Below are 20,055 nucleotides of genomic sequence, written 5' to 3'. Positions count from 1 at the left end.
ACTGAATATCTTCCCGGAGAAGTGAGCTGAAGCGCCCCGGCGTGCGTAAGCGATCACCGTATGCCGAACGTTATATCGGCTCCCCGCAGCATTCGGGCGGGGATATGAGCGCCGTTAGCCTTGTGTGCTCCCGCGAAGGGATTCACAGGAGACGGAATCAGGGTGGTAACGCGAGCAGAGCCTCGTCCCTTCTACAGGGACGGGGCTTTTTTTGTCGGTCTTCAGCACAAAGTGATCATAGAGACGAAAGGATGATTTTACATGCAAAGAGTGGATGTTAAAGAAAAGGCGCGGGCCCGCGAGCTGCGGATCCTGGATAAGTGGAAGGAAAATGACACGTTCCGCAAATCGATGACGAATCGCGAGGACAGACCGAATTACGTTTTTTACGAGGGACCTCCTACAGCAAATGGCAAACCGCATATTGGTCACGTGCTTGGCCGTGTCATCAAGGATTTCGTCGGCCGTTACCAGACGATGAAGGGCTACCGTGTCATCCGTAAAGCCGGATGGGATACGCATGGCCTGCCGGTTGAGCTTGGTGTGCAGAAGCAGCTCGGCATTTCGCACAAACACGAAATCGAAGAGTACGGCGTTGAAGAGTTTATCAAGAAGTGCAAAGCGAGCGTATTCGAATATGAGCAGCAGTGGAGGGATTTGACCGAGGCGATCGGTTATTGGACCGATCTTGATCATCCATACGTCACCCTGGAGAACAGCTATATCGAGAGCGTATGGAACATTCTTGCGACGGTTCATGACAAGGGCCTGCTCTACCGTGGCCACCGTGTGAGTCCTTACTGTCCTAGCTGTCAGACGACTCTTAGCTCCCATGAGGTAGCTCAGGGGTATAAGGACGTCAAGGATCTGAGCGCCACTGCCAAATTCAAGCTGCATGACAGCGGCGACTTTGTACTGGCATGGACCACCACACCATGGACGCTGCCAGGACATACGTCGCTGGCGGTTAATCCGGACATGGAGTATGCGAGAGTCAAGCAGGAGGACGGAGTATATATCGTCGCCAAGAACCTCGTGGAGAAAGTAATGAACGGGGATTACGAAATCATCGGCACGCTTCTCGGTTCGGAGCTGGTCGGCAAAACCTATGCACCACCGTTTAACTATGTTCAGGTTGAGAAAGGCAATACGATTCTCGGTGCGGGTTTTGTAACGGATACCAGCGGTACAGGCATTGTGCATATGGCGCCTGCCCATGGTGAGGACGACTATAGAGTGTGCCGTGAGAACGGCGTCGGTTTTATCAATGTAGTGAATCTGCAGGGGCGTTACACGGATCAGGTCGAGGATTTGGCAGGCCGCTTTGTGAAAGAATGCGACGTAGATATTGTGAAATTGTTGTCTGACAAAGGCTTGCTCTACAGCAAAGAAAAATACGAGCATAGCTATCCGTTCTGCTGGCGCTGTGATACACCTCTGCTCTATTATGCAATGGACAGTTGGTTTATCAAAACGACAGCGATCAAGGACCAGTTGATTGCCAACAATAACGAAGTGAACTGGTATCCGGGGCATGTACGTGAGGGCCGCTTCGGCAAGTTCCTGGAGGATCTAGTCGATTGGAACATCAGCCGTGACCGCTATTGGGGCACACCGCTGAACATCTGGACATGTGCTGAAACCGGAGAACAATTTGCCCCGCATAGCATCGCAGAGCTTCGTGAACGCGCTATCGGCGAAGTTCCTGAAGACATTGAGCTGCATAAACCGTATGTGGATCAAATTAAGGTCCGCAGCTCCTGTGGCAAGTATGAAATGACCCGTACCCCGGAAGTGATCGATGTTTGGTTTGACAGCGGATCGATGCCGTTTGCGCAGTATCATTACCCGTTTGAAAATCAGGACACATTTGCCCAGCAGTTCCCGGCTGATATGATCTGTGAAGGTATCGACCAGACACGAGGCTGGTTCTACAGTTTGCTCGCCGTGTCGACGCTGCTGACCGGCAATGCGCCATACAAGGCGGTTATGGCCACAGGCCATGTGCTGGATGAGCAGGGGCAGAAAATGTCCAAATCCAAGGGCAATGTGATCGACCCATGGGAGGTTATTGACGAATATGGCACGGACGCCTTCCGTTGGGCGCTGTTGTCGGACAGTGCACCGTGGAACAGTAAACGCTTTTCGAAGGGGATTGTCGGGGAGGCGAAGTCCAAACTGGTGGACACTCTGGTCAATACCCATGCGTTCCTGACGCTATATGCGACGATTGACGGTTTTGATCCGGCGGAGCATTCTTTCAAGCCTTCAAGCCACAAGCTGGATCGCTGGATTCTGTCCCGCCTGAACAGCCTGATCAAGGTTGTCGATAAAGGCTTGGCTGTGAACGACTTCCTGAACGCGTCCAAGGCGATTGAAGCCTTCGTGGATGAACTGAGCAACTGGTATATCCGCCGCTCACGTGACCGTTTCTGGGGCAGCGGGCTGACTGAAGACAAGCTGGACGCATACCGGACGCTGACCCATGTTCTGCTGACCACCTCCAAGCTGCTGGCTCCGTTCACACCTATGGTGGCTGAGGATATCTACCTGAATCTGAGTGGCGGCGAAAGCGTACATCTCGATGACTACCCGGTTGCCGACGAGTCCTTGATTGATGCCAAGCTGGAACAGGACATGGAAACTGCACGCCGGGTGGTGGAGCTTGCGCGTAACGTGCGCAACGAAACCGCCATTAAGACGAGACAGCCGCTTTCGGAATTGATTGTTTCCATGGACCGTGATTTTGATTTGTCGGACTATGAGGAAATTATCAAAGACGAGATCAATGTCAAGCATATTCATACAGAGACCGATGACAGCGGCTTTGTAGACTTCTCGTTGAAGCTGAATTTAAAGGTAGCAGGTAAAAAATACGGTAAAAATGTCGGCTTCCTGCAAAACCTGTTCAAAAGCATGTCTGCGGACGAAACGCGCACCGTGGTGGAAAAAGGCGTGTTCGGCGTTGTTTCTCCGGAAGGAGAGGAGCTGCAGGTGACAGCTGAAGAGCTGCTGGTGGAGAAAAAGGCGAAGGAAGGTTTTGCTTCCGCATCCGGATACGGTCTGACGGTTGCCCTCAACACTGATGTGACACCCGAGTTGGAGCAGGAAGGCTGGGTACGGGAAGTGGTGCGTGTCGTTCAGGATTACCGTAAGAAGCTGGATCTCCCCATTGAGAAACGGGTTGCTCTTACACTGGACGTAGATTCGGAGCTTAAAGCGGCTATCGAACGGTTTGAGAATGTGCTCCGTGACAACGTGCTCGTGACAGAGCTTGCCTTTGGCAGCATCGAATCTATGGAGCGGGTTGAAGCTGGCGGTAAAACAATTGGAGTCTATATCGCGGAATAAGGCTGCAGCTTGCGGCGCATAATAGAATAGAATGAACTTTGGCAAAACGAGCCTGTGCTCGGAGGACGAATACGATATTCGCTCTCCGCACGGCTCGTTTATGCGTTCCCGGCAGTTACTTTAAATTAGGAAGGTGTGTGTTGGAGATGGCTGAGGGGAGACGTCAACGCGGGCGAGTCAGTGGAAGGAGTCGTGCAGGAGAGCCACATCATATCCGTGGTAAGGGCAGGCCCGGAACGGCCTTCATGCGGGAGCATGCGGGAAGACGCTTCGGAAGCCCACATTGGCTCGCCGACAAGATGGAGCTGTCCCGGGTTGCCGAATATGCCATGCTGCTGAACAGGCCCTGGCGGCTGATTTGGCTTAATTTGCTGGCAGGAACGTCCAGAGGGGTTGGAATCGCGATCGGCTTCACTTTTTTTGCGGCCACTATTATTTACGTACTGCAAATACTTGGCAAATTAAATCTTCCCATTATCGGGGATTACATTGCCGATATTGTGCGGATTGTACAGCGCCAGCTTGAGCTGACGACGTATTAGCGGGATAAGTTACTTTTCGGTGGTATCATCCGGCTCTAGCAGTGCTTCACCCTCACCCTGGCTTATATATTTACGGTACATCGGTCCGCGCACGACAGTGACATGCTCACCATGAATATCTGTTGCGATGAAGCTTTCGTAGGATTCTACAAAACCCTGGTTATCGTCGCCGTCTTCAATTTCCATTTCATTATAATTATGAACTTCACGGTTTTCAGATAGGGCGGGCGTATTGGAATTGCCCCAGCTTGAAACGATCTGCCATGCATCCTCTCCGTCAAAACCGTTGTATTCGTCCTCATCCAGACTGGAGCGGCCGAACGGGGGATGAAGGAACTCCTCCTCCACAGGTCGATTATTGCTCACCTGCTGCTCCGGGTTGTACTCGGCGAGATATTTAGTATAAGGAACAGCCAGAAGACGTTCATAAGGGATCGGCTTTCCGCTGGCGGCACAGATGCCATAGGTGCCGTCTTCCATGGCTTTCAGAGCTGAATCTATGCGTTCAAGCATAAATTCATCATGCTCGACAAGCGCCAAATCCTTGGCACGTTCGAAGGTCTCTGTGCCGAGATCTCCCGGATGATTGTCGATCGGTGACAACTCACCAGTCTGTGCACGCTGACTGTCTGCCAGGCCACGATGTCCGTCGCCTTCATGCAGACGGTGTTCAATATCCTGCTTGCGCTTTAACAGCTCGCTGCGCAGCGTATTCAACTGCTGCTCGGTAAGTGGGGACATGGGGGTATCTCCTTTCAGAATTTGGACCATGGGTGGCGGCTGTTCATAGGGTATGCTGCGGGCTTCCTTTTTAGCGGAGGGAATTTATATCAGGGCTGGTGCGGAATGCCTCTCGTGGACGATGTTCTGGCCCGTATGCTACAATAAATGGGTCTAAATGAAGTTCAGTAACGGAATCATGGGATCGGAGTGACAATGGTGGTTTACTATGTAGTGGCATTTATTGTATTTTTGCTGGATCAGGGGACCAAGTATCTGATTGCAACAAGGCTGGAGTTGGGTGAGACGATTCCGGTTATCGGCAGCTTCTTTCAGATTACTTCGCACAGAAACCGGGGCGCCGCATTTGGCATTTTGCAGGGGCAGCGCGAGCTTTTTATTGTCATTACAGTGGTTGTAGTGATCGCTATCATCTGGTATTTGAGAAAAACGATCCGCAACGGGCAGAAGCTGCTTCCTTTTGGTTTAAGTCTGGTGCTGGGCGGAGCTATCGGCAATTTCCTGGATCGGGCTATTGCCGGGGAGGTCGTTGATTTTGCGCGCTTCAACTTTGGAAGCTACACCTTCCCGATTTTTAACATAGCTGACTCTGCAATCGTGGTCGGGGTGGCAATCATCATATTAGATACTCTGCTGGATACAAGACGACAAAAGCGTAACGGCAGCATGGAAGGAACGGACACGCATGAGTGAAGAGTACAAAAGTAACATTTCCGAGGATACGGAAGAGCAGGAAGGTGGGGAACTGCTGGAATGGACAGTGGACCCCGCTGCGGCCAAGAACCGTATTGACAAGTACATAGCGGACAGAATGACCGATGTATCCAGATCCCAGATTCAGCTATGGATCGGAGACGGGCGCGTGCTGGTGAATGGAGCAGCGGTGAAGGCCAATTACAAGGTGCTGGAAAACGACCGTATTGAGTTAAGCGTGCCAGAGCCGGAGAGCGTAGATATTGCCCCTGAAAATATACCACTGGATGTCGTTTATGAGGATTCGGACGTCATCGTGGTCAATAAACCGCGTGGTCTTGTCGTACATCCTGCTCCCGGACATGCTTCCGGTACACTGGTGAATGCGCTGATGTATCACTGCCGCGACCTGTCAGGCATCAACGGAGAGCTTCGTCCGGGAATTGTGCACCGCATTGATAAAGACACGTCGGGGCTGTTGATGGCCGCGAAAAATGACAAATCTCACGCTTCGCTGGCTGCACAGTTGAAGGAGCATAGCGTTAACCGCCGATATGTTGCGCTTGTGCACGGTAATTTGAGCCATGACCAGGGTACGGTGGATGCGCCGATCGGTCGTGACGCCGGTGACCGTAAAATGTTTACGGTCACCGACCGGAACAGCAAGCATGCTGTTACCCATTTTCTTGTGCTGGAGCGATTCGGGGACTATACGTTGCTTGAGCTGAAGCTGGAAACCGGACGAACGCACCAGATTCGGGTCCACATGAAATTTATCGGACATCCGCTGGTTGGCGATCCGCTGTATGGCCGCAGCAAAGGTATACGCATGGACGGCCAGGCGCTTCATGCTGCAGTTTTGGGCTTTGTTCATCCAGTAACAGGTGATGATCTGGAATTTAACGCGCCGCTTCCGCAGGATATGGAGGATGTGCTGGCTTCACTACGCAGCCGGTAATATGCAGTCTATATTTATGTTATTTTGATGTAAGAAATGAATCAGACCGCCTGGAAAGGCGGTTTTTTTGCGTTTCTCAATATCTAATAAAAATAAATATGGATAAATATACAGATATATCGTATAATTATTTAAAAGCTTCCGGTCCCCGGTAGGCAAAGGTGTTGACAGTGAAATTTCTTTCTGTCATAATTCGTGTAGATACGATGAAATTTATCATACGAAATTGTGATAAAGGAAATCTGAATAGCACCTTTAAATCAGTCCCGTGAGGCTGGCAAGGTAACGTGAATGGATCACTGAAGTGCTTCCGCTGCGGCGGTATGCCCTCAGTGTGTTCGAATGAGATCAGGACGACAGCAGAAGGCTGTCGATCAGGACTCCTTGCCGACTCAGGTGAGGAGTCTTTTTTGTATCCGTCACGGGACCAGATCTGGAGGGACCATTACCCGAGGAGGCTGGAAGCATGAACAGCAATGTATTGATGGATGAGCCGGCAATCCGCCGTGCTTTGACCCGGATTGCACATGAGATTTTGGAGAAGAACAAAGGCATCCAGGGCTGTGTACTGGTAGGTATCCGCACACGCGGCGTGTTTCTTGCCAAGCGACTGGCGGCCAAAATTGAAGAGATCGAAGGAGCTCCAATTCCTTGGGGCGAGCTGGATGTAACCCCGTACCGTGATGACCGGAGCGGCTTCGTCGAGACGGACTGCAGCAAGCAGCTTATCATGAATAACCAGGGTGTATCGGTGCATGACAGAAAGGTCATTTTGTTCGATGATGTTCTTTATACAGGACGGACGATCCGTGCGGCTATGGACGCATTGATGGATTGCGGTCGGCCGCAGATGATCCAGCTTGCGGTCCTGGCTGACCGTGGACACCGGGAGCTGCCGATCCGCCCTGACTATATAGGTAAAAATATCCCCACTTCGAAATCGGAAGAAATCGTTGTCGCGTTGAAAGAAACAGACGGCAAGGATGAAGTGAAGATCATTCAGAACCGGGGGGATCAGGTATGACGACAGCAATAGCCAGCAAATTAAAGGACCGCAGTCTGCTCGGCCTGAAAGACTTGAGCCGCAATGAAATCGAATCGATCCTTGATCGTGCAGCTTACTGGGAGTCTGAGCCGCAAAAGCTCGTACCTGTCCTGCAGTCCCGTTTCGCAGCCAACATGTTTTTCGAGAACAGCACACGCACACGCTTCTCCTTCGAAATGGCGCAGAAGCGTCTGGGAGCGCAGGTGCTTAACTTCGCCGCAGCGGCATCCAGCGTAGAAAAAGGAGAGTCCATCTATGACACAGTAAGGACGCTTGAATCGATGGGCATTGATGCCGGGGTCATCCGGCTTAAGCCGTCAGGGGTGCTGGAGCAGCTTGCGGAAAAAGTGAACGTGCCTTTGGTGAATGCGGGTGACGGCAACAATGAGCATCCGACCCAGGCCCTGCTGGATTTGTTCACCATGCGCAAAACGTTCGGAGAGCTGAAAGGGCTGCGCGTTTCCATCATCGGTGATGTGCTTCACAGCCGGGTGGCGCGTTCCAACCTGTGGGCCCTACAAAAGTTCGGAGCGCAGGTGAGCTTCTGTGCACCCTCAAATATGCAGGCTCCTGAGCTGGCAGAGCATGCTCCTTATGTAACGATGGAAGAAGCTCTGAAGGCGGACGTCGTAATGATGCTGCGGGTACAGCTTGAGCGGCACGCGGAAGGAATGCTGAAATCAGCCGAGTATTACCGGGAGCAATACGGGCTTACGGAGGAGAGAGCGGATAGACTTTCTCCAGGCACGATCATCATGCACCCGGCGCCGGTGAACCGGAATGTAGAGATCGACGATGCGGTTGTGGAGAGTGAGCAGTCACGTATCTTCCCGCAGATGGCTAATGGTGTTCCCATCCGCATGGCGGTTATGGAACGGGCGATGAAGCTGTAAGCAGGATGGCCGGATGAGGAAGCATACAACCTGAAGCGGAGGAGATAAGAGATATGGGCCAGTTGATTACAAATGCAAGTGTATTAAATGAACAGGGGAAGCTGGAGAGTAAATCCATTCTGATCATAGATGGTAAAATCGAAAAAATCGTGGATGCAAACGCTGGAGTGAGTCTTTTGTTCGATTCCAGTACACCGGTTGAAGAACAACGTATTGAAAAGGTTGACGCTCAAGGCAAGCTGGTGATTCCCGGGTTGATCGACATGCACGTTCACCTTAGGGAGCCGGGCTTTGAATACAAAGAAACGATTGAAACCGGCAGTAGATCGGCTGTCAAAGGCGGATTCACTACGATTGCCTGCATGCCGAATACACGTCCGGTTACGGACAATCCGGAAACCGTAAAGCTGGTGCTGAATAAAGCTGCGGAGGCGGGACTGGCCAAGGTGCTTCCGTATGCTGCCATTACCAAAGGCGAGCTGGGACGGGAATTGACGGACTTTGAAGCGCTAAAAGAGGCAGGAGCCATCGGGTTCACAGACGACGGTGTTGGCGTGCAGAGTGCGCAGATGATGAAGGATGCCATGTACAAGGCGGCGGCGCTTGATATGCCGGTGATTGCACACTGTGAGGATAACACCTTGGTGGAAGGAGCTCCGGTGGCGGAAGGGGAATTTGCCAGACGCCACGGCTTGAAGGGCATTCCGAACGAATCGGAAGCGATTCATGTCGGCAGGGACATCCTGCTGGCCGAAGCGACAGGCGTGCATTACCATGTATGCCACGTCAGCACGGAACAATCGATTCGACTGATCCGTCAGGCGAAAGAGATCGGAATCAATGTAACCGCGGAGGTATGCCCTCATCATCTTCTGCTGTCCGAGGAAGATATTCCGGGGCTGGACGCCAACTGGAAAATGAATCCTCCCCTGCGTTCGCCCCGAGATGTGCAGGCTTGCATTGAGGCACTGCAGGACGGAACGATTGACATCATTGTTACGGACCATGCTCCACACAGCGAGGAAGAAAAGGCGAAAGGCATGCAGTTGGCGCCGTTCGGCATTGTCGGCTTTGAAACGGCTTTTCCGCTGCTGTATACCCGGTTCGTGGCAACTGGAGTATGGACGTTGGATTTTCTGGTGAAGCGCATGACCGCAGACCCTGCCAAAGTATTTCGTCTGAATACCGGGCGTCTGGAAGAAGGGGCGCCTGCCGATCTGACGATGATCGATCTGGAAAGCGAGCAGGCGGTTGATCCGCAAACCTTTGCTTCCAAAGGCCGCAACACTCCTTTCACAGGCTGGAAGCTGAAAGGCTGGCCCGTAAAGACCTGGGTGGACGGCCGGTTAGTATGGACCGCTAACGTACAATAAAACGACTATATTAAAACGACTATATAAAGACATAATTTTGAGGAGTGAGAACGGGATGCAGGCAAGATTATTGCTTCAAGACGGTACGCTGTTCACCGGCACGGCGTTCGGCGCTGAAGGTGAGAAGACAGGAGAAGTCGTATTTAATACAGGGATTACAGGCTACCAAGAGGTGCTGACAGATCCATCGTACTGCGGTCAGATTGTCACGATGACGTACCCGCTGATTGGTAACTATGGAATTACGCGTGACGACTTTGAATCCGTGCGTCCTTACGTGCATGGTTTTGCGGTGCGACGCTACGAGCCTGTTCCAAGCAATTGGCGTGCGCAGTACAGCGTAGATGATCTGTTGAAGGAATACGGTATTGTCGGCATCAGCGATATCGATACTCGCATGCTCACCCGGATTATCCGCCATCATGGTACGATGAAAGGCATTTTGACAACTTCCTCCAAGCAGGTTGAAGAATTGATGGAAATGATGAACGATACGACAATTGCCGAGCTGCGCAACCAGGTGCCAATGACGTCTACACGTCATGTATACAGCAGCCCGGGCAATAAAGAGCGGATCGTGCTGATCGACTACGGTGCCAAGAGCGGCATTCTGCGTGAACTGAACAAACGGGATTGCGACGTGGTGATTGTGCCGCATGATATTACGGCAGACGAAATCCGCAGGCTGAATCCGGATGGCATCCAGCTTTCCAACGGTCCCGGGGACCCGAAAGACGTTCCTCATGCGGTGAACACCATTGCCGAGCTGCTTGGCGAATATCCGATGTTCGGCATCTGTCTGGGGCATCAGTTGTTCGCACTGGCAGCCGGAGCAGATACCGAAAAACTGAAGTTCGGCCACCGTGGGGGTAACCATCCGGTGAAGGAGCTGGAAAGCGGGCGCTGCTTTATCACCTCACAAAATCATGGCTACACGGTTAATGAGGAATCCATCCGTGGCACGGATCTGGAAGTTACCCATATCAACAATAACGATAAGACCGTCGAAGGTCTTAAGCATAGGAAATATCCTGTTTTCTCGGTGCAGTACCATCCTGAAGCGGCACCGGGCCCGTATGATAACAGCTACCTATTCGACCGCTTCCTCGAAATGATCCGGGAGCATAAACAAAACCATCCGGAGCAGCCGCGCCAAGTCGTTATTGCGGCTGCCGGGAAAGGAGTCCGCTAATATGCCGAAGCATAATGATCTCAAGAAAATACTGGTAATCGGTTCTGGGCCGATCGTTATCGGCCAGGCGGCTGAATTTGATTATGCCGGAACTCAGGCATGCCAAGCGCTCAAGGAAGAGGGCGTAGAAGTTGTCCTCATTAACAGCAACCCGGCAACCATCATGACCGACACCAATATGGCTGATAAAGTATACATTGAGCCGATTACGCTGGAATTCGTTACGCAAATTATCCGTCAGGAGCGTCCGGACGGTCTTCTCCCTACCCTGGGAGGCCAGACTGGTCTGAACATGGCGGTAGAGCTGGCACGAGCAGGCGTACTGGAAAGCGAGAACGTGAAGTTGCTGGGAACCCAGCTAAGCTCAATCGAAAAAGCGGAGGACCGCGATCTGTTCCGTGATCTCATGCGTGAGTTGGATCAGCCTGTGCCTGAAAGCGTGATCGTAACCACAATGCAGGAGGCGCTGGATTTTGCTGGAGAGATCGGCTACCCGCTTATTGTCCGCCCGGCCTACACGCTTGGAGGTACAGGCGGCGGTATCTGCGCTACGGAGGAAGAACTGCGTGAGACAGTAGCTTCCGGTCTCCGTTACAGTCCGATTGGACAGTGTCTGATCGAGAAGAGCATTGCCGGTATGAAGGAAGTTGAATACGAGGTTATGCGTGACAGCAACGACAATTGCATCGTTGTGTGCAACATGGAGAATTTCGATCCGGTGGGTGTCCATACAGGAGACAGTATCGTCGTAGCACCAAGCCAGACGCTATCTGATCGGGAATACCAGATGCTGCGCTCTGCGTCCTTGAAAATCATCCGTGCGCTCAACATTGAGGGCGGCTGTAACGTGCAATTTGCGCTGGACCCTTACAGCTATCAATACTATGTTATCGAAGTGAATCCGCGTGTAAGCCGCTCGTCCGCGCTGGCTTCCAAGGCAACCGGCTATCCGATTGCCAAGATGGCTGCCAAAATCGCCATGGGCTATACACTCGACGAGATCGTTAACCCGGTTACGGGACAAACGTATGCCTGCTTTGAGCCAACGCTGGACTACATCGTAAGCAAAATTCCGCGCTGGCCGTTCGACAAATTTACGTCAGCAAACCGTAAGCTTGGCACGCAAATGAAAGCAACCGGTGAAGTGATGGCGATCGGGCGGACATTTGAGGAATCGATTCATAAGGCGGTCAGATCGCTTGAAATCGGCGTACACCGCCTCCATTTGAAAGGAGCGGAAGAGCTGTCCGATGAAGTGCTGAAGAGCCGTCTCGTTAAAGCGGATGATGAGCGCATGTTCCTGATTGCCGAAGCATTCCGCCGCGGCTACAGCCAGCAGGAGATTCAGGATTTAACGAAGGTAGACTGGTGGTTCCTGGATAAGATTGAAGGCATCATCGCTTTCGAAGGCCGCATGGCAGAAGAGCCGGAATTGACTTATGAGACTTTGTATCAGGCCAAGCGTCTCGGTTTTACGGACCGTTCGATTGCAGAGGTGCGCGCATACGGCCAATTAGGCGGAAACTGCACCAAGGAAGCGGACGTGCGTGAGTTCCGTCTGAGTCATAATCTGCGTCCTGTCTATAAAATGGTTGATACCTGTGCAGCAGAGTTTGAGGCGACTACCCCTTATTATTACTCGACATATGAAACTGAGAATGAGGTAACCGGGACCTCGAAAGAGAAAGTGGTCGTTCTCGGCTCCGGGCCGATCCGTATCGGTCAGGGCATCGAGTTTGACTACTCAACGGTGCACGCGGTATGGGCGATTCAAAAAGCAGGGTATGAAGCGGTTATTATTAACAACAACCCTGAGACGGTATCCACAGACTTCAATACATCCGACCGTCTGTACTTCGAACCCCTCTTCTTCGAGGATGTTATGAACGTCATCGAGCAGGAAAAACCGATTGGCGTGATCGTCCAGTTCGGTGGCCAAACGGCCATCAACCTGGCTGCGCCGCTGAGCGCTGCAGGAGTTAAAATTCTGGGTACCGATCTGGCCAGCATTGATGAAGCGGAAGACCGCAAAAAGTTTGAAGCGCTGCTGTCCCGTCTCCGCATTGCACAGCCGCAGGGCAATACGGTCATTTCAGTCGATGAAGCGGTAGGAACCGCACAGGGACTGGGCTATCCAGTGCTGGTTCGCCCTTCCTATGTACTCGGCGGACGTGCGATGGAAATTGTATACTCGGACACTGAACTGCTCAGCTATATGAAAGAAGCGGTTAAAATCAATCCGGAGCATCCGGTTCTGATCGACCGTTACATGCTCGGCAAAGAGGTGGAGGTTGATGCCATTTGCGACGGGGAGACGGTGCTTGTCCCTGGCATTATGGAGCATGTTGAACGTGCAGGCGTTCACTCCGGCGACTCGATCGCGGTGTATCCTCCGCAGCATCTGGAAGACAGCCTGAAGCGGAAAATCGTGGAAATTACGATCAGCATTGCTAAAGAGCTGAAAACGGTCGGATTGGTTAACATCCAGTTTGTTATCCATAACGATGAAGTGTACGTGATCGAGGTGAATCCGCGTTCTTCCCGGACGGTGCCGTTCCTGAGCAAGGTGACCAACATTCCGATGGCGAATATTGCAACCCAGGCCATCCTAGGCACTAGGTTGAAAGACCTTGGTTATGAAGACGGCCTCTGGCCGGAAAGTGATCACGTTTCGGTAAAAGTACCGGTATTCTCCTTTGCGAAGCTGCGTCGTGTTGAACCTACTCTTGGACCGGAAATGAAATCTACCGGTGAAGTGATGGGCCGTGACGTGAAGTATGCCAAGGCGCTCTATAAAGGGCTGGTCGGAGCCGGCATGAAAATTCCGTCTACAGGAGCCATTATCGCTACGGTATCTGATAAGGATAAAGCGGAAGCGGTAGAGTTACTGCGCGGATTTTACAAGCTTGGCTACAAAATCATTGCTACAGGTGGCACGGCAGCCGCGCTGGAGCAGGCTGGAATTCCTGTAACGATTGTGAACAAACTGAGCGAGGGTACGCCGAACATTCTTGATCTGATCCGCACAGGCGAAGCGAACTTTGTGTTCAATACGCTGACCAAAGGCAAAACTCCTGAACGGGACGGATTCCGCATCCGCCGAGAAGCGGTAGAGAACGGAGTCGTGTGCATGACGTCTCTGGATACGGTTCGCGCTCTGCTGGGCATGCTGGAGACACTGAACTTCTCTTCAGAAGCCATGCCGGCACTGAGCCGTTAAGCCTGACAGCATAATCAAAACCTGAAAGGACATCCGACAGTCAAGGGCTGAAGGATGTCCTTTATCACGGATGGGAGATGTGAGGTAGTGACAACGTTATCGCAGAACATGGCTGAGCGTCTGATGGTCGCGCTGGATTTTCCGAATGCGGAGAAGGCGCGCAGCTTGGTTGCAAGCCTGCAGGGAATTCCCTGTTATATGAAGGTGGGTATGCAGCTTTTTTATGCGGCAGGTCCTGATTTTGTCCGCGAGCTGAAGGATAAGGGATATTCCGTTTTCCTTGATTTGAAAATGCATGATATTCCGAATACCGTTCGCGGCGGAGCCGACAGCATCACACGGTTGGGGGTGGACATGTTCAATGTTCATGCGGCCGGTGGCACTGCTATGATGCGGGCGGCCAGAGAAGGTGCGCAGGAGGCCGTGGAAGAGAATTCTTCCTTGTCGCTGCCGCTGATCATCGCAGTGACTCAATTGACTAGCACGGATCAGCGTACGATGAATGAGGAAATCGGAATTCAGGGTTCTGTAGAGGCGGCGGTTGTAAGATATGCCCGGCTTGCGGAGGAAGCCGGATTACACGGTGTAGTCGCTTCTCCGCTTGAGGTGCAGGCGATTCGCGAGGCCTGCGGACCGGATTTTCGGACGGTCACGCCGGGCATCCGCCCGGCTGGCAGCTCCGCCTTGGATCAGGCGCGTATTTTGACACCGGGACAAGCTATTGCCGGTGGCAGCAGCTACATTGTGGTAGGCCGTCCGATTACGGGGGCAGCGGACCCAAGAGAGGCCGCCCAGCACATTATTGAGGAGATGATGAACGCATGATGATTTCACTGGAACAAATCCCTGAACAGATCGCAGGACATTTGCTGCGCATTAAGGCTGTGGCCTTGCGGCCACAGCAGCCATTCACCTGGACTTCGGGCATTAAGTCACCGATTTACTGCGACAACCGGCTGACCATGAGCTATCCGGAGGTACGTGAGCTCATTGCGGATTCGTTCGCCGCTATTATCCGTGAACGTTATCCCGAGGCGGAGGTTATTGCAGGGACGGCTACCGCAGGTATTCCGCATGCCGCCTGGGTGGCCCAGAAGCTGAATCTGCCGATGGCCTATGTGCGCGATAAAGCGAAGGGACACGGCAAAGAGAACCAGATTGAAGGTCTGATCCGCGAAGGGCAGAGGGTCATCGTGATTGAGGATCTAATATCGACAGGTGGCAGCTCGATCAAAGCGGCGCAAGCGATTGAGCAGGCAGGAGCGACTCCGCTGGCTGTGCTGGCCATTTTTAGCTACCAGTTGGATCAGGCGTCCCAAGCCTTTGCCGAGGCTGGTATCAAGCTGGAAGCCCTCTCCAACTATTCGTCTCTTATGGACGTTGCACTTCGCGAGGGAGCAATCCAGGAAAGCGAGCTTGGGCAGCTTCGTTCCTGGAGACAGGACCCTGCTTCCTTCGGCCAATAAGAAATATTCGCTATGGTCATCATTTTAGCCCGGCTTTGCCGGGCTGTTTATGCTGTCTGCGGATAACCTTGTACTAATTGCGCAAGAAAGGGGAACACTAAACCAGGAAAAACGAGCTGAAGAGAGGTAGAGCCATGAGGTGGGTGTATTTCGGCAAGCTGTACACAACCAAGTTTCAGGCGGGCTGTTTAGCTAAGCGGCTTGAGGAAGACGGCTGGATTTACGGTTATCATGATCCAAGGGCTGTGGAGGTGTATCAGTCGAAAAAAGGGCGTTATGGTGTAAAGTTTATTCCGTGATTGATGGTCTACTTGACGGTGCACAACCCATTGCCCCGTCTTTTTTGTACAGGTTCAACTTGTGAGCGGATTCATTCTGTTCAATTTTAAAATTAATAGCCGGTACCAAAAAAATATAAGAACCTCTGCATATGCAGAGGTTCTTATATTTATGGGCCCTGAGGGACTCGAACCCCCGACCAATCGGTTATGAGCCGACCGCTCTAACCAACTGAGCTAAGGGCCCTAAATAGTACTTATCAAATATGTTGTAAATAAACAGCGACATTGATTAATATACAACATTGCCCATTATTTCGTCAAGTGTTTTTTACTGGTTTTTGAATGGTGTGCGTGGCTCCTTCTTTTGCGGTACACTTGTCTGCAAAGGAGGGATTATGATGCTAAAAGCCGTGTTGGTATTCCTACTTGCCGGGCTCGCAGAGATTGGCGGAGGATACCTGATCTGGCAGTGGCTTCGCGAAGGTCGCACCTGGTATCTGGGGCTCGCCGGGGGGATCATTCTTGCTCTCTATGGCATCATTGCCACATTTCAGGTATTTTCTTCTTTTGGAAGAGTATATGCGGCATATGGCGGAGTATTCATCGTGCTGTCCATAGGTTGGGCGTGGTTGGTTGATAAAAAGCTCCCTGATGCCTACGATATTTGGGGTGCCGTTCTATGCGTTGCGGGAGTCGCTGTGATGCTTTTGCCAAGGACATAATTTTAAAAATATATTGACTTTGGTCTACATAAATCCCCCTTAAATGTCGAAATAGATCTTAGGGAGGGGTTCTAATGGATCGGAATGAATTGAAGCTGTTGGCAAAGGTTAAGGAGGCGCGCCCTCATGGAGAGGGCAGATTTGCGACAGGCATGCTTTGGGGGACACTCATCAGCGTCGTACTTTGGATTTCTATCATCGGCTGGATTATGGTTTTTGTGAAATAATATGTTGAACGGGGGGCTGGCCCTACGTTATGCTTGGGTTTAATTTTTTTATAAATTAATCTTTACAAATAACGAAAAAAAGCGTAATATATATAGGTACCCCTATTATACAGGTTTTATTCGTTCGTGATGCATGTCATTGCGAACAGTACAACGCTAAGAAATGTGACATTAAGCCGGGGTGGCGGAATTGGCAGACGCACAGGACTTAAAATCCTGCGGTAGGTGACTACCGTACCGGTTCGATCCCGGTCCTCGGCACTAGCACTTTTCAGCATTTAATACATAAGGAGTCCTGTGTGGTAATTTATCACATTAGGACTTTTTTTCATTCTTACAGGATTCAATGTGAAACCTATCGTGGAGGAAGGCAAAGAGAGGCGCAGGCTCATGTAGCTTAAGGGGGGTGAGCAGGCTCAATGATTATACATTCTCTGTTCAAATACGGTGCTATTTGATGACCTGCTCATCGAACCAAATATAGTGTCAGGCAGAGTATTAGTTTGCTTGTGCTACTTTATCTCTTAACCACTTGAAAGCGATCCTCAATAAGCAGCCAGTTCTGCGGGAACGGCAGACCTAGCTTCCAATAGCTGATTCCCCGCAATCCGAGTTCCTGCACAAGGTTAATTTTTGCTTGAATGGATCTGGCGTCCTCGAACCATACGATATGTTCTTTTCCCTCATCATCCCAGTACCGAAAGAACGGTGCTTGATCCTCATAATTGTATTGGATTGCCGCATTCCGTCTGCGCGCCCGGGCAATCGCCTCCTGAGGGCTGAGCGCCTCCGCATATTTTCCGCCTTGCACATAGGGAAGCGTCCAATCATAGCCGTACATATTTTGACCCATCATGATTTTGTTGGCAGGCATTTCCGTCAGAGCATACTCCAGCACCTGGCGCACGGGCCTGATCGGCGAGACCGGCATAGGCGGCCCCCCGCTGTACCCCCATTCATAGGTCATAATCACGACGAAATCGACGATTTGCCCGTGGGTTCTGTAATCATGTGCAGTATACCACTCGCCCATTTGGGAAGCGCTGGTCTTGGGTGCGAGAGCCGTCGAAATCAGGAAGCCTTCCTGGTGAATCCGGTCTGCCGCACGGCGCAGAAATGCATTGTACGCTTCCCTGTCCGCAGGACGCAGAAACTCGAGGTCAAAATGAATGTCCCGAAAGCCTAACTGTTTTGCGGTTTGAATGATATTTTCCAGCAGGCTGTTCTGAAGCTCCCGATTGTTTAGGATCAATTGACCCAGTTCCGCACTGAACTGGTCTTCTTCCAGATTCGTAACCACCATCATCATCGTGATACCGTTCGCGTTTGCTATGGCAGGAAAATCGTCCAGCAGCGGCGGAGCCAACGTTCCGTCCCGCTGAATCCGGAAGCTGAAGGGGGCCAGGTACGTCAAATCTGGTGCTGCCTCCCTTACGGCAGCCTTTAATCCTTCACTAACCTGTGTTCCTCTGGGTTCCACATAGGCGTTAATCTCTGCTCTGCTTTTGGGGAGCGGCGGGATGTACAACCGTAAACCGACGGGGAGCGTTTGATTCAGAGACATCCGGTTTACCTGCGCAAGGACACTGGGAGGAATCCCTAACCTTTGCCCAATCGTGTAAAAACTGTCTCCTGCACTTATCCAATAATAGGAGCCTCTGATTGGGATGACCAGAGTTTGACCGACAACAAGAGGCTCGGTCGTCGAAATTCGATTCGCCTGTGTGATATTTTCTATAGTGACGGAATAGGCTTGAGCAATGCTGTACAGTGATTGGCCGGGCTGAACCACATGGATTTGCATACCATTACCTCCATTTCCTATCGTTCTTGAAGTCTATGGCACGGTTGAAATAATTCTTTACGTTGAACAGTTTATGCGGCGTATGCTTATACAATGAAGTGAATATCAGGGGTTGCATTAGTTATACAATCGTGGTATATTTCAGATTGCTTCACCGCACAGGGTTGGTATTGATTAAGCAGGATACATTTCCTGCAGCATTTAATGATACTGTGCGATTAGCTCAACGGTGGCAGTTGTCGAAAAGCCTTATGTGTCAAGGATTTATAAGCCGGGGTGGCGGAATTGGCAGACGCACAGGACTTAAAATCCTGCGGTAGGTGACTACCGTACCGGTTCGATCCCGGTCCTCGGCATTAACAGTAATATGCAGTAATAGGCTGGCTCCGGATCTTAGGAGTCGGCCTATTTTCATATCTGGAGATTTGTTTTCATCAGGGAGGGGAAGCGCATGTTTGGCAATGACTGGGATGAAGTGCTTCAGGAGGAGCGAGAGAAGTCTTATTTTAATGAATTAAGGTACCGACTTGCAAGGGAATATAAAGAGTATGAGGTATACCCGGCCAAGGAGGATCTGTTCTCCGCGCTTAAGCTGACTTCGTTCAGCGGAACCAAAGCCGTTATATTGGGGCAGGATCCGTACCACGGACCAGGACAGGCTCACGGTTTGAGTTTTTCTGTCAAACCGGGTGTAAGAGTGCCGCCATCTTTGCAAAATATCTATAAAGAGCTGCATAGTGATCTTGGAGTACCTATTCCTAACCATGGTTATTTGGTGCATTGGGCAGAGGAAGGAGTGCTCATGCTGAACAACGTGCTGACCGTTCGGCGTGGCCAGCCCCAGTCTCATCAAGGGATCGGGTGGGAGATGTTTACGGATGCGGTGATTGAGACGCTTAACCGCCGCAGTCAGCCGGCCGTATTTATTTTATGGGGAAGCCATGCGCAGAAGAAAGGTGCATTTATAGATAAGAAAAAGCACTTAGTGATCGAATCCAGCCATCCTAGCCCATTTGCCGCACACCGGGGCTTTTTTGGAAGCAGGCCTTTTTCACGTACGAATGTGTTTTTGACTGAACACGGTATGCAGCCGATTGACTGGGCCATACTGAATCGCTGACAACTGGAGGTGGCGGCATGCGACAATGGATTGGGCGTCAGGTCATTGTGCACTATGAAGAGGATGGAATGATACAGATACGGGGAACCGTGGAACGAATGAATTACGCGGACAAATGCCTGATACTTGGTCCCAAAATGCAGTCGATCCCTTTCGAGCAGATTAGCGTTATTGAGCCTTTGAACGCGGATCACAAAGGCCGTTCACGCAGAAGGCTGAATTCCGTAGGCTATGTGATGTCGGATATGCTGCAGTTTGATAATGCCGTGTATTTCCAATCTGCTGTCACCGTATGGCAGGGAGAACAGCTTGTTGCCTATAATTTGAGAATCCGGAGTCATGACCGGAATTTTGCAGTCATGGCAGACGGCCGCAAACTGAGCAAGGACACCTGTACATTTGTTGTGCGCTCTTTACGTGGATGATG

Annotated in this window: 18 protein-coding genes, 3 tRNA genes and 1 other annotated feature (1 of these 22 only partly in view); of the genes, 18 read left to right on the top strand and 3 right to left on the bottom strand. The window is 51.4% G+C overall.

Features of this window, described 5'->3' with window-relative positions; translation table 11 throughout:
* Positions 1-193: a binding site (T-box leader), on the top strand; it begins 85 nt to the left of the window's first position.
* A gap of 68 nt (positions 194-261) precedes the next feature.
* Both ileS and OIN60_RS09045 read left to right on the top strand, forming a co-directional pair.
* A complete protein-coding gene (gene ileS, locus OIN60_RS09050) occupies positions 262-3,351 on the top strand; it encodes an isoleucine--tRNA ligase (protein WP_305754526.1) in 3,090 nt (1,029 codons plus the stop codon).
* 245 nt (positions 3,352-3,596) lie between these two features.
* A complete protein-coding gene (locus OIN60_RS09045) occupies positions 3,597-3,893 on the top strand; it encodes a DUF5665 domain-containing protein (RefSeq protein WP_305754650.1) in 297 nt (98 codons plus the stop codon).
* A gap of 9 nt (positions 3,894-3,902) precedes the next feature.
* Here OIN60_RS09045 and OIN60_RS09040 read toward each other — a convergent pair whose 3' ends face one another.
* Positions 3,903-4,634: a TraR/DksA C4-type zinc finger protein gene (locus OIN60_RS09040; protein ID WP_305754525.1), complete on the bottom strand. Its 732-nt coding sequence runs from the start codon at positions 4,632-4,634 to the stop codon at positions 3,903-3,905.
* A 195-nt stretch (positions 4,635-4,829) separates the two neighbouring features.
* Here OIN60_RS09040 and lspA point away from each other — a divergent pair, with 195 nt between their 5' ends.
* The 10 genes from lspA to OIN60_RS08990 all read left to right on the top strand — a co-directional run bounded on the left by lspA (position 4,830) and on the right by OIN60_RS08990 (position 15,773).
* Positions 4,830-5,327, top strand: a complete 498-nt coding sequence (gene lspA / locus OIN60_RS09035; protein WP_370872443.1) for a signal peptidase II — start codon at positions 4,830-4,832, stop codon at positions 5,325-5,327.
* The gene (locus tag OIN60_RS09030) at positions 5,320-6,285 is read left to right on the top strand and encodes an RluA family pseudouridine synthase (RefSeq protein WP_305754524.1); all 966 of its coding nucleotides are present in this window, start codon (positions 5,320-5,322) and stop codon (positions 6,283-6,285) included. The genes lspA and OIN60_RS09030 overlap by 8 nt, the downstream gene beginning before the upstream one ends.
* A 466-nt stretch (positions 6,286-6,751) precedes the next feature.
* Entirely contained in the window at positions 6,752-7,309 is a 558-nt protein-coding gene (pyrR, locus tag OIN60_RS09025) for a bifunctional pyr operon transcriptional regulator/uracil phosphoribosyltransferase PyrR (protein WP_305754523.1), read from the top strand.
* Positions 7,306-8,223, top strand: coding sequence for an aspartate carbamoyltransferase catalytic subunit (locus OIN60_RS09020; RefSeq protein WP_305754522.1), 918 nt, complete (start codon positions 7,306-7,308; stop codon positions 8,221-8,223). Before pyrR ends, OIN60_RS09020 begins: the two co-directional genes overlap by 4 nt.
* Positions 8,224-8,276: 53 nt before the next feature.
* Positions 8,277-9,596, top strand: coding sequence for a dihydroorotase (pyrC, locus tag OIN60_RS09015; RefSeq protein ID WP_305754521.1), 1,320 nt, complete (start codon positions 8,277-8,279; stop codon positions 9,594-9,596).
* A 55-nt stretch (positions 9,597-9,651) separates the two neighbouring features.
* On the top strand, positions 9,652-10,788 hold the full coding sequence (gene carA / locus OIN60_RS09010; protein WP_305754520.1) for a glutamine-hydrolyzing carbamoyl-phosphate synthase small subunit: 1,137 nt from the start codon (positions 9,652-9,654) through the stop codon (positions 10,786-10,788).
* Position 10,789: 1 nt separating this feature from the next.
* A complete protein-coding gene (carB, locus tag OIN60_RS09005; RefSeq protein WP_305754519.1) occupies positions 10,790-14,008 on the top strand; it encodes a carbamoyl-phosphate synthase large subunit in 3,219 nt (1,072 codons plus the stop codon).
* A 54-nt stretch (positions 14,009-14,062) separates the two neighbouring features.
* On the top strand, positions 14,063-14,833 hold the full coding sequence (gene pyrF, locus OIN60_RS09000; protein WP_305754518.1) for an orotidine-5'-phosphate decarboxylase: 771 nt from the start codon (positions 14,063-14,065) through the stop codon (positions 14,831-14,833).
* On the top strand, positions 14,833-15,474 hold the full coding sequence (pyrE, locus tag OIN60_RS08995) for an orotate phosphoribosyltransferase (RefSeq protein ID WP_305754648.1): 642 nt from the start codon (positions 14,833-14,835) through the stop codon (positions 15,472-15,474). The genes pyrF and pyrE overlap by 1 nt, the downstream gene beginning before the upstream one ends.
* A gap of 134 nt (positions 15,475-15,608) precedes the next feature.
* Entirely contained in the window at positions 15,609-15,773 is a 165-nt protein-coding gene (locus tag OIN60_RS08990; RefSeq protein WP_305754517.1) for a helix-turn-helix domain-containing protein, read from the top strand.
* Positions 15,774-15,925: 152 nt separating this feature from the next.
* Here OIN60_RS08990 and OIN60_RS08985 read toward each other — a convergent pair.
* Positions 15,926-15,999: transfer RNA gene (locus OIN60_RS08985), tRNA-Ile, on the bottom strand.
* A 154-nt stretch (positions 16,000-16,153) separates the two neighbouring features.
* On the opposite strand from OIN60_RS08985, the gene OIN60_RS08980 reads away from it, so the two are divergent.
* The 3 genes from OIN60_RS08980 to OIN60_RS08970 all read left to right on the top strand — a co-directional run bounded on the left by OIN60_RS08980 (position 16,154) and on the right by OIN60_RS08970 (position 16,965).
* Positions 16,154-16,477, top strand: coding sequence for a YnfA family protein (locus OIN60_RS08980; protein ID WP_305754647.1), 324 nt, complete (start codon positions 16,154-16,156; stop codon positions 16,475-16,477).
* A 74-nt stretch (positions 16,478-16,551) separates the two neighbouring features.
* Positions 16,552-16,704 carry a hypothetical protein gene (locus OIN60_RS08975; RefSeq protein ID WP_305754516.1) on the top strand — a complete coding sequence of 51 codons (153 nt, stop codon included), beginning with the start codon at positions 16,552-16,554 and terminating at the stop codon, positions 16,702-16,704.
* Positions 16,705-16,879: 175 nt separating this feature from the next.
* Positions 16,880-16,965: transfer RNA gene (locus OIN60_RS08970), tRNA-Leu, on the top strand.
* 256 nt (positions 16,966-17,221) lie between these two features.
* On the opposite strand, the gene OIN60_RS08965 is transcribed toward OIN60_RS08970, so the two are convergent.
* The gene (locus tag OIN60_RS08965) at positions 17,222-18,508 is read right to left on the bottom strand and encodes a glycoside hydrolase family 18 protein (protein ID WP_305754515.1); all 1,287 of its coding nucleotides are present in this window, start codon (positions 18,506-18,508) and stop codon (positions 17,222-17,224) included.
* A 270-nt stretch (positions 18,509-18,778) separates the two neighbouring features.
* Between OIN60_RS08965 and OIN60_RS08960 the strand changes: the two genes are divergently transcribed.
* From OIN60_RS08960 to OIN60_RS08950, 3 genes are all read left to right on the top strand, one after another.
* Positions 18,779-18,864 (top strand) — tRNA-Leu (locus OIN60_RS08960).
* 95 nt (positions 18,865-18,959) lie between these two features.
* Positions 18,960-19,628, top strand: a complete 669-nt coding sequence (locus OIN60_RS08955; protein ID WP_305754514.1) for a uracil-DNA glycosylase — start codon at positions 18,960-18,962, stop codon at positions 19,626-19,628.
* Between the two features lie 17 nt (positions 19,629-19,645).
* Positions 19,646-20,053 carry a hypothetical protein gene (locus tag OIN60_RS08950; protein WP_305754513.1) on the top strand — a complete coding sequence of 136 codons (408 nt, stop codon included), beginning with the start codon at positions 19,646-19,648 and terminating at the stop codon, positions 20,051-20,053.
* Positions 20,054-20,055: the final 2 nt, after the last annotated feature.

This window comes from Paenibacillus zeirhizosphaerae (assembly GCF_030705605.1).
In the GTDB taxonomy this organism is placed as follows: Bacteria; Bacillota; Bacilli; order Paenibacillales; family Paenibacillaceae; genus Paenibacillus; species Paenibacillus zeirhizosphaerae.
This window is presented reverse-complemented; position numbering and strand designations above follow the sequence as displayed.